The organism is Streptomyces sp. NPDC003036, assembly GCF_040611175.1.
Classification (GTDB): domain Bacteria; phylum Actinomycetota; class Actinomycetes; order Streptomycetales; family Streptomycetaceae; genus Streptomyces.
Genome location: NZ_JBEXNO010000035.1, coordinates 1 through 14,822, shown reverse-complemented (window position 1 = coordinate 14,822; position 14,822 = coordinate 1). Strand labels below are relative to the sequence as shown.

General features: G+C 72.1%; 15 protein-coding genes. 10 read left to right on the top strand and 5 right to left on the bottom strand.

Going from position 1 to position 14,822, the window contains the following annotated elements; translation table 11 throughout:
- Positions 1 to 3: 3 nt before the first annotated feature.
- From tgmA to ABZX67_RS24085, 3 genes are read right to left on the bottom strand one after another with little or no spacing between them, the layout of a single operon-like run.
- Positions 4 to 285, bottom strand: a complete 282-nt coding sequence (gene tgmA, locus ABZX67_RS24095; RefSeq protein WP_355363480.1) for a putative ATP-grasp-modified RiPP — start codon at positions 283 to 285, stop codon at positions 4 to 6.
- A complete protein-coding gene (locus tag ABZX67_RS24090; RefSeq protein WP_355363478.1) occupies positions 240 to 554 on the bottom strand; it encodes a hypothetical protein in 315 nt (104 codons plus the stop codon). The genes tgmA and ABZX67_RS24090 overlap by 46 nt, the downstream gene beginning before the upstream one ends.
- A 5-nt stretch (positions 555 to 559) precedes the next feature.
- Entirely contained in the window at positions 560 to 727 is a 168-nt protein-coding gene (locus ABZX67_RS24085; RefSeq protein ID WP_355363476.1) for a hypothetical protein, read from the bottom strand.
- A gap of 142 nt (positions 728 to 869) precedes the next feature.
- On the opposite strand from ABZX67_RS24085, the gene ABZX67_RS24080 reads away from it, so the two are divergent.
- Complete coding sequence (locus ABZX67_RS24080) at positions 870 to 2,204, top strand: hypothetical protein (protein ID WP_355363474.1); 1,335 nt, start codon at positions 870 to 872, stop codon at positions 2,202 to 2,204.
- Between the two features lie 42 nt (positions 2,205 to 2,246).
- Here ABZX67_RS24080 and ABZX67_RS24075 read toward each other — a convergent pair whose 3' ends face one another.
- Positions 2,247 to 2,723: a hypothetical protein gene (locus tag ABZX67_RS24075; protein ID WP_355363472.1), complete on the bottom strand. Its 477-nt coding sequence runs from the start codon at positions 2,721 to 2,723 to the stop codon at positions 2,247 to 2,249.
- A 105-nt stretch (positions 2,724 to 2,828) separates the two neighbouring features.
- A complete protein-coding gene (locus ABZX67_RS24070; protein ID WP_355363470.1) occupies positions 2,829 to 4,034 on the bottom strand; it encodes an MFS transporter in 1,206 nt (401 codons plus the stop codon).
- 83 nt (positions 4,035 to 4,117) lie between these two features.
- Here ABZX67_RS24070 and ABZX67_RS24065 point away from each other — a divergent pair, with 83 nt between their 5' ends.
- The 9 genes from ABZX67_RS24065 (at position 4,118) to ABZX67_RS24025 (ending at position 14,717) form a co-directional block, all read left to right on the top strand.
- Complete coding sequence (locus ABZX67_RS24065) at positions 4,118 to 5,083, top strand: LysR family transcriptional regulator (protein ID WP_355363468.1); 966 nt, start codon at positions 4,118 to 4,120, stop codon at positions 5,081 to 5,083.
- Positions 5,084 to 5,242: 159 nt separating this feature from the next.
- On the top strand, positions 5,243 to 6,574 hold the full coding sequence (locus ABZX67_RS24060; RefSeq protein WP_355363466.1) for a nitrate/nitrite transporter: 1,332 nt from the start codon (positions 5,243 to 5,245) through the stop codon (positions 6,572 to 6,574).
- Positions 6,575 to 6,662: 88 nt separating this feature from the next.
- The gene (locus ABZX67_RS24055; protein ID WP_355363464.1) at positions 6,663 to 7,826 is read left to right on the top strand and encodes a uroporphyrinogen-III synthase; all 1,164 of its coding nucleotides are present in this window, start codon (positions 6,663 to 6,665) and stop codon (positions 7,824 to 7,826) included.
- Between the two features lie 28 nt (positions 7,827 to 7,854).
- The gene (locus tag ABZX67_RS24050; RefSeq protein ID WP_355363462.1) at positions 7,855 to 8,370 is read left to right on the top strand and encodes a GNAT family protein; all 516 of its coding nucleotides are present in this window, start codon (positions 7,855 to 7,857) and stop codon (positions 8,368 to 8,370) included.
- 102 nt (positions 8,371 to 8,472) lie between these two features.
- Positions 8,473 to 9,075 (top strand): sigma-70 family RNA polymerase sigma factor, encoded by a 603-nt coding sequence (locus ABZX67_RS24045; protein WP_355363460.1) that lies wholly within the window; start codon positions 8,473 to 8,475, stop codon positions 9,073 to 9,075.
- Positions 9,072 to 9,857: a zf-HC2 domain-containing protein gene (locus ABZX67_RS24040; protein ID WP_355363458.1), complete on the top strand. Its 786-nt coding sequence runs from the start codon at positions 9,072 to 9,074 to the stop codon at positions 9,855 to 9,857. The genes ABZX67_RS24045 and ABZX67_RS24040 overlap by 4 nt, the downstream gene beginning before the upstream one ends.
- 62 nt (positions 9,858 to 9,919) lie before the next feature.
- Positions 9,920 to 12,211 (top strand): UvrD-helicase domain-containing protein, encoded by a 2,292-nt coding sequence (locus ABZX67_RS24035; protein WP_355363456.1) that lies wholly within the window; start codon positions 9,920 to 9,922, stop codon positions 12,209 to 12,211.
- 412 nt (positions 12,212 to 12,623) lie between these two features.
- Entirely contained in the window at positions 12,624 to 14,063 is a 1,440-nt protein-coding gene (locus ABZX67_RS24030; RefSeq protein WP_355363454.1) for an NAD-dependent malic enzyme, read from the top strand.
- A gap of 372 nt (positions 14,064 to 14,435) precedes the next feature.
- Positions 14,436 to 14,717 (top strand): HU family DNA-binding protein, encoded by a 282-nt coding sequence (locus ABZX67_RS24025; RefSeq protein ID WP_023588435.1) that lies wholly within the window; start codon positions 14,436 to 14,438, stop codon positions 14,715 to 14,717.
- Positions 14,718 to 14,822: the final 105 nt, after the last annotated feature.

The following is a 14,822-nucleotide window of genomic DNA, read 5'->3' as shown; positions in this document are numbered from 1 at the left end:
CCATCAGTCCTGCTGGTTGTCCTGGTCATGGCCCTGGTCGGGCTGGGAATCGAGGTTGGTCGAGGTGGAGGTCTCCGTGGCGGAACTGGTTCCGTGCCTGCCCATGTCGACCACCCGGCCGTGCCTGTCGCGGAACACGCCGAGTTGGGTGGCCGGGTCGATCTCCACGGTGCTGAACGGCAGCTTCACCGTGGTCGGGTACGGCCGGAGTCGGCGGGATGCCCACGGACTTGTCACTGTCACGGTGTCTCCTTCATAGGGGTGGGTGTGGCGGACGACGTCCATGGGCCGGCAGGGCCGTACGAGCGTTTGAGGGACCGCTCGTCCGCTCGGCGGACATCGCGGATGAGGCACTTGCGTTCTGTGCAGTCCGGCAGCCTGACCCAGACGAACGCCTTCTCGGCGTCCACTCCCGCGAAGCCGGAGCCGACTTGGACGACGGTGCCGGTGATCTCTTGGGGCTGCTCCCGGCCCTTGTCCTCGGGAGAGACGTACGTACGGCCGGTGACGGTGTCTCCGACCCGGAGGGGGGCGGAGACGCGGGGTGTCTGCATCCTGTTCACTCCTCCGCCCGTACCGGCGCGGTCTCGGTGCCCTCGCTTGCGGGCCGGTGCCGCTGAACGAAGGTGTGCCAACCGTGTTCGGCGATGGCCATCGTGCGGGCGGACAGGGCATCGCCGGGGTTGCGAAGGGGCAGTGCGGGACGGGATACGTCCGTCGTCGTCATTCGTGGGTCACCTCGTTGAGTGGTGCTGCCGCAATTGGCGGGTTCCGAACGGCTGTCATTCATCCAACTCGGGTACGGCCCCGGAGAGAACGGAGCACACTGGCCCACAGGTTGAACCGGTTGAACGCTGGGGGTTCCTCGCATGGCAGCACGGACGCGAACACCGAACCAGTCCCTGTCGCGGCTGATGGCCGAGGCCGGACTGGGAAACGCGCAGCTCGCCCGCCGGGTCAACCTGGCCGGCAGGGAACTCGGGCTGTCCCTGCACTACGACAAGACCACCGTGTCGCACTGGATCAAGGGCTCGGTGCCCAGGCCCGAGGCCCGGCCGGCGGTCGCCGAGGCGCTGTCACGGGCCCTCCGGCGCCCCGTGACGTCGGCGGAGCTCGGCTGGGAGGCCGGTGCGGCAGAGGATCCCGACGTGGTGACCGGGGTGGTGGAGCTGAGCCGCGCGGATATGGACCCGTCCAGGCGGAGCGTCCTGGGTACCGGGATGTACGCGGTCACCCTGGCGGTGCCGTCTTTCGACGACGTGGCCGGGCGGGTGGAGGCGGCGGCTGCCGGACGTACGGTGCGCATCGGCGCCTCCGATGTGGAAACCGTCCGGAAGATGACCGACAAGGTGGCGGAGATGCTGGACGAGATCGGCGCCGGGCACGCCCGCCCGATGGCGGCCGCGTTCCTGACCAACACCGTCGGCACCTACCTGCGGGCCTCCGGCACGGAACGGGTGGTGAGGGACATGCGGGCGGCTGCCGCGGACCTCGTGTACCTCACCGGGTGGATGGCCATGTACGAGGAGAAGCAGGGGCTCGGGCAGCGCTACTACCTGGAGGCGCTGAAGCTCGCGGGTGAGGCGGAGGACCACGTCACGTACTGCCGTACTCTGCGCGGCATGTCACTTCAGGCCTCCCACCTCGGGTACGGCGAGAAGGCGCTGGAGCTGGCCGACTCCGCCGCCGAGGCCGCGCCTTCCGCCGGGCCACGCCTGGTGGCGTTCCTGCGGGGGCAGCAGGCGCACGCCTCGGCGATGGTGAAGGACCGACGGGCGGCGCTCGCCCGGCTGGGAGAGACCGAGACCGCACTGGCGCGGGCGGACAACCGGCGGGACGCGGTGGGCGGGTACGACGAGGCCGCGTTCCACTTCCATGAGGCACACGTCCGCTGGTGTCTGGGTGACGGGGAGGGGTCCGTCCAGGCGCTGCGGCGGTCCAACGCGGCTCGGTCGCCGCAGGAGCGGCAAGGGCGCCTGCACTGCCTCGGTGTGATCGCCGAGCGGCAGTTCCGCATGAGGCACGTGGAGGCCGCCTGCCGGACATGGGGCGCCTTCCTGGACGAGCACATGGTGGTCTCGTCGGCGCGCGGGGACGCGCACCTCAGGACCATGCTGAAGGAGCTGCCCCACTACCGAGGGCTCAACGCGGCGCGCGACCTGGAGGAGCGGGCCCGGCACGTCGCCGCGCTCAAGGCGGCGTAGCGGCTCGGCCCCGCCAGGGTGCCGGGGCCGGGGCCGGGTGGGTCACGGCGCGTCGGAGAGGGCCTTGCAGTCCGCGAGGGTGGTGTCGGGGTCGGAGAGGCATTCCTCGTACGTCATGCCGGTGGTGTCGGTGCTGCTGTCGGTGTCGTCCTCGTCCTCGTCGGACGGGCGGTTGGCTGGGTGGTTGACGCCGTAGGTGTCGTCCCAGGCCTTCTTGGACATGTCGTAGAGCTCGTGGCAGTTCAGGCCGTCGGTGTCCTCGCCCCAGGTCTTGGGGTCGGCGTGGGCGCTGGCGCACGTGTAGAGGCGGTGCTGCCCCTCGTACTCGGCAACCGTGTCGGAGTGCTGCGCCCATATGAGGCCGGTGAAGACCGCGGTGGTGACGAGGGAGGCGACCGCGACGGTGGCGGCGATCGCCTTGACGGCGCCGGCCGTAAAGCGGCGGGGCTGCTTGGCGGGCGGCGGGCCGGGGGGCATGGCCGGGGGTGCCGGGGGGAGGGGCGTGGTGTTGTCGGACACGGGTCTCCTGTTCGGGCGGGGCCTGGAGGTGGATGTGGGGGCACGTGGGCGAAATCATGCCGCTTCCTCCAGTCGTGACCGGCCAGTACGGGAAATTGCCCCCGGTCACCCCCTCTTGCGCGTCAGCGCCAGCGCCAGCAGCAGTGCCAGGCCCGCCGCCGTGATCGGGACCGTGTACGCCGTCGTCGCGCCCGCGTGTTCGATCGTCCAGCCGCCGGCCGCCGAGCCCGCCGCTATGCCGCCCAGCAGGGCCGTCACGGCCAGGGTCATGCCCTCGTTCAGCTGCCCGGCCGGGGTCAGGCGCTGGACCAGGGTCATGCCCGTCACCATCGTGGGCGCCGTCGCCATGCCCGCCAGCAGCAGGGCGCCCGCCAGGGCGAGCAGGGAGCTCGTGCCGGACGCCGCGAGCAGGGGCAGGGACATCAGGGCCGTCATCGCGGCGAGGCAGCCGAGCAGGCGGCGGCGGACGTCGCCGGCGGGTGCCGCCGCCGAGCCGTACACCAGGCCCGCCACGCAGGAGCCGGCCGCCTGGAGAGCCAGTACGAGGCCGGCCGACGGGCCGTCCACGAAGGCGAGCGTGACGACCTCCATCGATCCGAATACCGCGCCCGTCGCCAGGAACACCGCCAGCAGCGCGGGCATGCCGGGCGTACGCAGCGGGGTGCGGGCCCGGCCCGTGCGCGGTGTGACGGGCGGCTCGGTGGAGCGCTGCGCTGCGAAGATCAGGACACCCGTCACCAGCAGCACCGTGCCGGTCAGGGTGCCCGCCTCCGGGAACAGCGCGGCGCACAGGAAGGCCGCCAGGACCGGGCCCAGCATGAAGCAGAGCTCGTCGGCCGCCTGCTCGAAGGCGTTCGCGGTGTGGACGGCCGCCGGGTCGTCCCGGTACAGGTGGGCCCAGCGCGCGCGGGACATGCCGCCGGTGTTGGGCATCGTGGCCGTCGCGGCGTACGCCGCGAACAGCATCCAGGCGGGCGCGTGGATGTGGACGCACACCATCATGGTGAGCTGCCCGAGGGCGGCGACCAGGGTCGCGGGCACGGCTATGCGCGCCTGCCCGTACCGGTCGACGAGCCGCGCCGTGAACGGGGCGACGACCGCCGTGGCGGCGAGGCCGGTCGCGGTGACGGCCCCGGCGAGGGCGTACGAGCCGTAGGCCCCGGCGATCATGATGACGGCGCTCACGCTGAAGATGCCCATGGGCAGCCGTGCGATCAGGTTGCCGACGGTGAACGCGCGCGTGCCGGGCAGCGCGAAGAGCCGGGCGTAGCGCTGCATCGGCCGGGTGGTCGAAAGGGTGGAGTGCGGCATGGCGTGAGCCTCGCCGCCACCGGGTCCGGCGGTCCAACACCTGATGGGGACCGATTGACGCACCTGCGTTGTAAATTCGGCGCGTGGCCCACGACATAGACCCACGACTCCTGCGCGCCTTCGTCGCCGTCGCCGACGAACTCCATTTCACCCGCGCCGCCGCCCGCCTGTACGTCGCCCAGCAGGCGCTCAGCCGCGACATCCGGCGGCTGGAGCGGGAGCTGGGCACGGAGCTGTTCGTACGGACCACGCGGCAGGTGGCGCTCACCGGGGACGGCGAGCGGCTGGTGCCGTACGCGCAGGCGGTGCTGGCGGCGTACGACGAGCTGGGCGCGGCCTTCGTCGACGAGGCGCGGCCGCTGCTCGTGGACCTCAACAGCGACGGGATGATCACCGGCAGGGTCCTGGCGCGCGCCCGCGAACTGGCGCCCCACTGCGAGCTGATGGCCCGGTTCGAGAGCGGGCTGACCGGCGCGGCCGCCAAGATCCTCGCCGGGGGACTGGACGTGTCCTTCGGGCGGTTCGCGGGCCTGGAGCCGGCCGTCCGCGCCCGGCTGTCGGCACAGCCCGTGCGGTACGAGCCGATGGCCGTGCTCGTGCCGGAGGACCACGTCCTCGCCGAGCGCGCCGAGGTGGAGGTGGCGGCGCTGGCGGGGGAGTTCGTGTACGCCGGCGCCGGCAACCCCGGGACCCGGGAGTGGACCGACCTGGCGGAGCGCCTGTTCGAGGGCACAGGCGTGAAGATCGCGCCCCCCGCGCCCGTGGCCATCGGTCACGAGGAGTTCCGGCGCGTGATGGAGAAACACCGCACACCCGTGCTGGTCGGCGTGGACTTTCCGGTGATGCCCGGCACGGTGCTGCGGCCGCTCGTCCGTCCCGTACCGCTCTCGCCCGTCTCCCTGGTGTGGCGGAAGGGGCTGAAGCACCCGGGGGTGGACGCGCTGCGCGCGGCGGCCGCCGACCTCGCCGAGCGGGAGAGATGGCTGACCAGGCCCCCCGGCTCCTGGCTCCCCCAGGAGGACATGCTGCAGATGCGCGGCACAAAGTGAACGGACGACGGTCTTCCTCACCGTCGTCCTCCACGTCCGGTGAGAGCAAGGTTTCAGCCCGGTCACGTCACATGACCGGGCTGAAACGCATCCTCCCTAGCGTCGGGTCCTGACGGGATTCAGGACGGCAGGACCTGACGACAGCAGCGGAGGTACGCGATGCGCGGCCGGTGGATCGAGCGGTGGGACCCCGAGGACGAGACCTTCTGGCGGGAGGAGGGGGAGCGGGTCGCCCGGCGCAACCTGTACTTCTCCGTCTTCTCCGAGCACATCGGGTTCTCCGTGTGGACGCTGTGGTCGGTGATGGTCCTCTTCATGGGACCGGAGTACGGGATCGACCCCGCCGGCAAGTTCTTCCTGATCGCGGTGGCGACGCTGGTCGGCGCGGTGATCCGCGTCCCGTACACCTTCGCCGTCGCCCGCTTCGGCGGCCGCAACTGGACGGTCTTCAGCGCGCTGCTGCTCCTGCTGCCGACGGGCGCGGCGTTCGCGGTGATGGAGCCGGGGACCTCGTACACCACCTTCGTCCTCGTGGCCGCGCTCACGGGCGTCGGCGGCGGCAACTTCGCCTCCTCCATGACGAACATCAACGCCTTCTTCCCGCTCCACCGCAAGGGCTGGGCCCTCGGCCTCAACGCGGGCGGCGGCAACATCGGCGTGCCCGTCGTCCAGCTCGTCGGCCTGCTGGTCATCGGCGTCGCCGGCGCGGCCCACCCGCGGATCGTGCTCGGCGTCTACATCCCGCTGATCGTCGTCGCCGCCGTCTGCGCCGCGCTGTACATGGACAACCTCGCGCCCGTGAAGAACGACACCGGCGCCGTCAAGGAGGCCGTCAGGGCCCCGCACACCTGGATCCTGGCGTTCCTCTACATCGGCTGCTTCGGATCCTTCATCGGCTACAGCTTCGCCTTCGGGCTCGTCCTCCAGACGCAGTTCGGCCGTACGCCGCTCCAGGCCGCGTCCCTCACCTTCCTCGGGCCCCTCCTCGGCTCGCTGATCCGGCCCTTCGGCGGGGCCCTCGCCGACCGGCACGGCGGCGCCCGCATCACCCTGACGACCTTCGCCGCCATGGCCGCGGCCACCGGGGTCGTCGTCTACGCCTCGGTCACGGAGTCGCTCCCCGTCTTCCTGGTCGGCTTCACCGCGCTCTTCGTGCTCAGCGGCATCGGCAACGGCTCCACGTTCAAGATGATCCCTGCGGTCTTCACGCGGAAGGCGTACGGGCTCGGGCTCGCGAACGAGGAGGCCGACGCGTACGGGCGCCGGCTCTCCGGCGCCGCGATGGGCCTGATCGGCGCGGTCGGCGCGATCGGCGGGCTCGGCATCAACCTCGCCTTCCGGCAGTCCTTCCAGGCGGGCGGCACCGGCACCGCGGCCTTCGTCGCCTTCCTCGCCTACTACGCGGCCTGCCTGGCCGTCACCTGGGCGGTATACCTTCGCCGTCCGGCCGAGGTCCCGGCGCAGCGGCAGCTCAGCTACTCCGAGGTGTGAGCGGGACATGACTGCCGGGGACGTCCGTAACGGGGGAGAAATATCGGCGAACCAGGACCGTCACGCACCCTTGCCACCCTCTGGTGTCATGCACGAGCAAGAGCAGGCTCCCCCGCACGGTCCCGCCCACGGCCCCCTCGCCGGCTTCACGGTCGGCGTCACCGCGGCCCGCCGCGCCGACGAGCTCGGCGCGCTCCTGCAGCGCCGCGGTGCGTCCGTCCTGCACGCCCCGGCGCTGCGGATCGTGCCGCTCGCCGACGACGCCGAGCTCCTCGACGCCACCAAGGGCCTCATCGCCCAGGCACCCGACATCGTGGTCGCCACCACCGCGATCGGCTTCCGCGGCTGGCTGGAGGCCGCGGACGGCTGGGGGTACGGCGACGACCTGCTCGCCCGCCTGCGGGGCGCGCAGGTCCTCGCCCGGGGCCCCAAGGTCAAGGGCGCGGTCCGGGCCGCCGGGCTCACCGAGGACTGGTCGCCCGCCTCGGACTCCATGGCGGAGGTCCTGGAGCGGCTCCTCGCCCAGGAGATCACCGGGCGGCGCATCGCGCTCCAGCTGCACGGCGAGCCGCTGCCCGGCTTCGTGGAGGCGCTGCGGGACGCCGGGGCGGACGTCGTGGTCGTCCCGGTCTACCGGTGGATGCCGCCCGAGGACCTCGCGCCCCTGGACCGGCTGATCGACGCGGCCGTGGCCCGCTCCCTGGACGCGGTGACCTTCACCAGCGCGCCGGCGGGCGCCTCGCTGCTGGCCCGCGCCGAGAGCCGGGGCCTGCTGCCCGAGCTGCTCGACGCGCTGCACCACGGGGTGCTCGCCGCGTGCGTGGGACCCGTCACCGCCCTGCCGCTCCAGGCGCACGGCATCGACACCGTGCAGCCCGAGCGGTTCCGCCTCGGGCCGCTGGTGCAGCTGCTGTGCCAGGAGCTCCCGGCCCGCGCCCGGACCCTGCCCGTCGCCGGGCGGCGCATCGAGATCCGGGGCCACGCGGTCCTGGTCGACGGAGACCTGCGGCCCGTGCCCCCGGCGGGCATGTCCCTCCTGCACGCGCTCGCCCGCCGCCCCGGCTGGGTCGTCTCCCGCGCCGACCTGCTGCGCGCGCTGCCGGGCGCGGGCCGCGACGAACACGCCGTCGAGACGGCGATGGCCCGGCTCCGTGCGGCCCTCGGCGCGCCGAAGCTGATCCAGACGGTCGTCAAGCGCGGCTACCGGCTGGCCCTGGACCCCGGCGGCGACGCCAAGTACGCGGACGTGTAAGCCCTTCACGAGGTCTTAACGTGGCGGCATGACGATCTTCCTCCGTCCCGCCGACCCCGCCGACGCCCCCGCGCTCGCCGCCGCCCTCGCCCGCAACCGCGCGCACATGCGCCCCTGGGAGCCGCGCAGGCCCGACGCGTACTACACCGCCGAGGAGCAGCGCGCCCGGCTCACCGCGCCCGGCAGCCGGATGTGGCTCGCCTTCCACGGGGAGGACGTCGTCGGCTGCGCCACGCTCTCGGGGATCGCGCTCGGCCCCTTCCGCAGCGCCTTCCTCGGCTACTGGGTCGACGCCGCGCACACCGGGCGCGGGCTGGCCACCCGGCTCGTCGGGGAGGTGTGCCGGGCCGCCCGCGAGGAACTCGGGCTGCACCGGATCGAGGCCGGGACCGTGCTCGACAACACCGCCTCCCAACGCGTCCTGGCCAAGAGCGGGTTCGAGCGGATCGGCACGGCCCCGCGCTATCTGCACATCGACGGCGCCTGGCGCGATCACCACCTCTACCAGCGGATCCTCCACGACGACCCGCCCCCGCAGGGGTAGCCCGACACCCGAACGAAAAAAGAATCCCCGCGCGTTGAGAAGAATCCCTCCCGCCTCCGTAGTCATGAACGACAACGACTCAGACAGGGTCTCGACCGGGAGGTGCAGGTGCGCAAGGATGCCGCCGTGGCCGATGACCGTCGGGGAGCGCATCGGGCCCGGCATCGCGCTGTGCCGCCACGCAACGACAACACCTCCGTCCCGGACGAGGAGTTGATGCGTGCGCTCTACCGTGAACACGCCGGCCCCCTGCTCGCCTACGTACTGCGTCTCGTCGCGGGCGACCGCCAGCGCGCCGAGGACGTCGTACAGGAGACACTCATCCGTGCCTGGAAGAACGCCGGTCAGCTCAACCGGGCAACCGGCTCCGTCCGACCCTGGCTGGTGACGGTCGCCCGGCGCATCGTCATCGACGGCCACCGCAGCCGGCAGGCCCGGCCGCAGGAGGTCGACCCGTCGCCGCTCGAGGTCATGCCCGCGGAGGACGAGATCGACAAGGCGTTGTGGCTGATGACGCTCTCTGACGCGCTCGACGATTTGAGCCCGGCCCACCGGGAAGTATTGGTCGAGACTTATTTCAAGGGGCGTACGGTCAACGAGGCTGCCGAGACGCTCGGCATACCCAGCGGGACCGTCCGGTCCCGGGTGTTCTACGCACTGCGTTCCATGAAGCTCGCGCTGGAGGAGAGGGGGATCTCGGCATGACGACGTACGAGAACGAGTCGGTGCACGACGCCGTCGGCGCGTACGCGCTCGGAATTCTCGACGACGCCGAGGCCACCGCCTTCGAAGTGCATCTGGCCGGCTGCCCGGTGTGCGCCCACCACCTGGAGGAGTTCTCCGGGATGGAGCCCATGCTGGCCATGCTCGCGGAGGGTCCCGGACCGTCCGCCCAGCCGGTGCGCCTGCCCATGCCGGAGCCGCTGCGCGGCGGCGAGACCAAGCTGTTCGACCGGATCGTCGACGAGGTCGCCGCCAAGCGCGCCCAGCGCCGCCGCCGTACGCGGTATCTGATCGCCGCCGCGGCCGCCCTGATCATCGCCGGGCCCGCGACCGCGGTGGTCGTCACGTCCTCCGGCGACGACCGGCGGCCCGCCGTCGCCCTCGACCCCCACCCGACCAGCCCGGCCGAGGACGCCTTCTTCCACCACATGGAGCAGAAGGAGTCCGCCACCGACGCCACCACCAAGGTCAGCGCCACCGTCGGCACCGAGCGCAAGGCCTGGGGCACGCACACCGTGCTGGAGCTCAAGAACGTCAAGGGCCCGCTCAAGTGCAATCTGATCGCCGTCTCCAAGACGGGCGAGGAGGAGATCATCACCTCCTGGTCCGTCCCGAAGTGGGGGTACGGCATCCCGGACAGCCCCGACAAGGCGGCCAGGAACCCGCTGTACGTCCACGGCGGCGCCGCCATGGAGCGCGACGACATCGATCACTTCGAGGTGCGGACGTTCGAAGGGAACCGGCTCGTGACGGTACCCGCCTGACATTCACGGTCCCGCTGGCGTAGGCTCGACGGCTGCCCAATGCACGTCAGAAGGGGGCCTCGGTGGCCGCGCAGGAAGCCGTCGGTGGTGTCGATACGGTCCGTGACCGCGAGATCGGTATCGAACAGGACCACCTGGACCAGGTGTACCGCCGCCTCGAGGAGAAGATCCACGAGGCGGAGTTCCTGATGAACGACGCCGCCAAGCGCGGCCAGGTCGGAACACCCGGCGCGCTCGCCGAGCGCGACGCGCAGGTGTTCCGCGCCGGGATCCACCTCAACCGGCTGAACAACGAGTACGAGGACTTCCTCTTCGGCCGCATCGACCTGCTGCGCGGCAAGGACGGCAAGAAGGGCCCCGACGGCGCCTACACCTCCGTCGAGCCCGCCGACGACGCCGTCAGACCGGACAACACGGCCGAGATCGGGGAGACCCTCCACATCGGCCGCATCGGCGTCCTCGACGCCGACTACTCCCCGCTGGTCATCGACTGGCGCGCCCCGGCCGCCGCGCCCTTCTACCGCTCCACGCCCGTCGAGCCCGGCCGGGTCGTACGCCGCCGCGTCATCCGCTCCAAGGGGCGCAAGGTCCTCGGCGTCGAGGACGACCTCATGCGCCCCGAGCTGACCGCGACACTGGACGGCGCCGAGCTGCCGGTGATCGGCGACGGCGCGCTGATGGCCGCGCTCGGCCAGGCCCGCAGCCACACCATGCGCGACATCGTCGCCTCGATCCAGGCCGAGCAGGACCTCGTCATCCGCGCGCCCGCCGCCTCCGTGACGTACGTCGAGGGCGGCCCCGGCACCGGCAAGACGGCGGTCGCGCTGCACCGCGCCGCCTACCTGCTCTACCAGGACCGGCGCCGGTACGCGGGCGGCATCCTGATCGTCTCGCCGACCCCGCTGCTGGTCGCCTACACCGAGGGCGTCCTGCCGTCACTGGGCGAGGAGGGCCAGGTGGCGATCCGCGCGGTCGGCAGCCTGGTCGACGGCGCCGAGGCGACGGTGTACGACGAGCCGGCCGTCGCCCGCGTCAAGGGCTCCTCGCGGATGCTCAAGGTGCTGCGGAAGGCCGCGCGCGGGGCCCTGGAACAGGGCGGGGCCCCCGAGCGGCTGCGGGTCGTCGCCTTCGGGCGGCGCCTGGAGCTGGAGGCCGACGAGCTGAACCGGATCCGCCACAACGCGCTCGGCGGCACCGCGCCGGTGAACCTGCTGCGCCCGCGGGCGCGCAAGCTGCTGCTCGACGCGCTGTACGCCAAGTCGGGCGCGGCCTCGCGCCACCCGGGCGACCCGGAGCTCGCCGCCGAGCTGCGCTCCTCCTTCGACGAGGACGTGACGACGGAGGACAGCTTCATCGCCTTCCTCGACGCCTGGTGGCCCGAGCTCACGCCGCGCCGCGTGCTCGACGCCATGGCCGACGAGAAGCGGCTGGGCCGCTGGGCCCGGCGGGTGCTCAACCCGGGCGAGGTGCGGCGCCTGGCCCGCTCGCTGCGCCGCACGGAGCTCTCCGTGCACGACGTGGCCCTGCTGGACGAGCTCCAGGCGATCCTCGGCGCCCCGGCGCGCCCGCGCAGGAAGCGGGAGCTCGACCCGCTGGACCAGCTCACGGGCCTCGAGGAGCTCATGCCCGTACGGGAGGAGACGCAGCGCGAGCGGGCCGAGCGGCTGGCGCAGGAGCGCACCGAGTACGCCCACGTCATCGTCGACGAGGCGCAGGACCTCACGCCCATGCAGTGGCGCATGGTGGGCCGGCGCGGCCGCCACGCCACCTGGACGGTGGTCGGCGACCCGGCCCAGTCGTCGTGGCCGCTGCCGGACGAGGCCGCCGAGGCGCGCGACGAGGCGCTGGGCACCCGGCCGCGCCGCCGCTTCGAGCTGACCGTGAACTACCGCAACCCCGCCGAGATCGCCGAGCTCGCCGCGAAGGTGCTGGCGCTCGCCATGCCGGGCATGGAGGCGCCGCGCGCCGTCCGCTCGACGGGCGTGGAGCCCCGCTTCGTGGCCCTGCCGGACGGCGGGGACCTCGCCGAGCTCGTACGGGAGGAGGCGCGGCGGCTGCTGGACCGCGTGGACGGCACCGTGGGCGTCGTGGTGGCCATGGAGCGGCGCCGGCAGGCGGCGCGCTGGCTTCAGGAGCTGGGCGACCGGGTGGTGGCGCTGGGCAGCCTGGAGGCGAAGGGCCTGGAGTACGACGCGACCGTCGTGGTCTCACCCGCGGAGATCGCCGACGAGTCGCCGGCCGGGCTGCGGGTGCTGTACGTGGCGCTCACCCGGGCGACGCAGCAGCTGACGGTGGTGTCCGGGCGGCGCGACGACCCGGACGCGGACGGGGTTCCGGACCTGCTCCGGGACTGATCCGCGCGGCGTTTCGCCGTCAACCGGTCGTAGGGGAATCACTTCCCGGGGTGGTTTGTTAGCCTGGGGGTGGCACCGGCTCGATCCAAGCCCCCGGGCCCAACCTTAGTCGCTTCGAGCGACCACTTGCCGCGAGGCGAGCATGGCGGGTCGGTGCCACCCTTCGCGTTCATGAGCAGCAGGTCCGTGTCATCAGACGATGACACGGACCTGCTGCTTTTTGGGTCCGGCGATCTTGGGGCTTCCGCCAAGAGGCCACTTTCTCGTATGGTGGAAGTTAGTTTCCGAAACTCCGAAAACTAAATGACCGCTATTACCTGTTACTCACAGGTAGGTGCGACCATCGGAGGGCTCCGCCCGGCCACCCGCCGGTGCGGCGCAGCAACGTAGCTAGGGAAAGAGGAACTCGGCCATGGCAACGGCGCCCAGCGTCTCGTACTCGATGACGGTCCGGCTGGAGGTGCCCGCGAGCGGAACCGCGGTCTCCCAGCTCACCACGGCCGTGGAGTCCTCCGGCGGCTCCGTCACCGGCCTCGACGTGACCGCATCCGGCCACGAGAAGCTGCGGATCGACGTCACGATCGCCGCCACGTCCACCGCGCACGCCGACGAGATCGTCGGCAAGCTGCGCTCCATCGAGGGCGTCGTGCTCGGCAAGGTCTCCGACCGTACGTTCCTGATGCACCTCGGCGGCAAGATCGAGATGGCGAGCAAGCATCCCATCCGCAACCGTGACGACCTCTCCATGATCTACACCCCGGGCGTCGCCCGCGTGTGCATGGCGATCGCCGAGAACCCCGAGGACGCCCGCCGCCTCACCATCAAGCGCAACTCCGTCGCCGTCGTGACGGACGGCTCCGCCGTGCTGGGCCTCGGCAACATCGGCCCCAAGGCCGCGCTGCCCGTCATGGAGGGCAAGGCGGCCCTCTTCAAGCGGTTCGCCGGCATCGACGCCTGGCCGATCTGCCTGGACACCCAGGACTCCGACGCCATCGTCGAGATCGTCAAGGCCATCGCCCCCGGCTTCGCCGGCATCAACCTCGAGGACATCTCCGCGCCCCGCTGCTTCGAGATCGAGGCGCGGCTGCGCGAGGCCCTGGACATCCCGGTCTTCCACGACGACCAGCACGGCACCGCCATCGTCGTCCTCGCCGCCCTGACCAACGCCCTGCGGGTCGTCGGCAAGGCCATCGGCGACGTACGGGTCGTCATGTCCGGCGCCGGCGCCGCCGGTACGGCCATCCTCAAGCTCCTCATCGCGGCGGGCGTCAAGCACGCCGTCGTCGCCGACATCCACGGCGTCGTGCACGCGGGCCGCGAGGACCTCGTCTCCGCCGACCCCGACTCGCCGCTGCGCTGGATCGCCGACAACACCAACCCCGAGGGCGTCACCGGCACCCTGAAGGAGGCCGTGGTCGGCGCGGACGTCTTCATCGGCGTCTCCGCCCCGAACGTGCTGAACGGCGACGACGTCGCGGCCATGGCGGACGACGCCATCGTGTTCGCGCTCGCGAACCCGGACCCCGAGGTGGACCCGGCAATCGCCCGCCAGACGGCGGCAGTTGTCGCCACCGGACGCTCCGACTTCCCGAACCAGATCAACAACGTGCTGGTCTTCCCGGGCGTCTTCCGCGGTCTGCTCGACGCCCAGTCGCGCACCGTCAACACCGAGATGATGCTCGCGGCGGCGACCGCGCTGGCGGGGGTCGTCACCGAGGACGAGCTCAACGCGAACTACATCGTCCCGTCGGTCTTCAACGACAAGGTCGCCGGCGCGGTCGCGGGCGCCGTGCGCGACGCCGCCAAGGCGGCGGGCACGACGGTGCCCTCCAGCGCGCCGTCGTCGGTCTGACCCCCGGAAGCCGGACCCTCGGGAGCCGGCGCGCCGAGTTCCCGCCGAGTTCGCGGCGCGCCGCGCGGGCCCGGAGCCGTACACCTGCCCTTTCGGCCTTTAGGGTGGCGATTCGGCTCCGGGGAGTCCCGCATGATCGACCCAACGTCACCAGGACGGGCCAGTGGCGCTTTTCGTGTGACTCCGGAGGGTGCCGGATTGGCTTTCCCGCCGCTGGTGGGGGCAGGATGCGTATTCGGGCGCGAGGGTCTGACAGCAGACCCGGGTCCGGGGACTGTCCAAGGGCCCTGGCAGCATCGGCTTCGCTGTGCCCAACATGCGGCTCCGCCGCGTGGCACGCCTCACAGGCAGAAAGAACACGGGAGTAAGAACATGAACCGCAGTGAGCTGGTGGCCGCCCTGGCCGACCGCGCCGAGGTGACCCGCAAGGACGCCGACGCCGTGCTGGCCGCGCTCGCCGAGACCATCGGTGAGGTCGTCGCCAAGGGCGACGAGAAGGTCACCATCCCCGGCTTCCTGACCTTCGAGCGCACCCACCGTGCCGCTCGCACCGCTCGTAACCCGCAGACCGGCGAGCCGATCAACATCCCGGCCGGCTACAGCGTGAAGGTCTCCGCGGGCTCGAAGCTCAAGGAAGCCGCCAAGGGCAAGTAAGCCCCCCTTGGCGCCGGCCGCGCACCGGCCGGGCGCCACTGGGCACGAGACGTGACAGAAGGGGGGGCCCCCCCCCCCGGGGGGGCGCCCCTGAGTTGGGCCCCC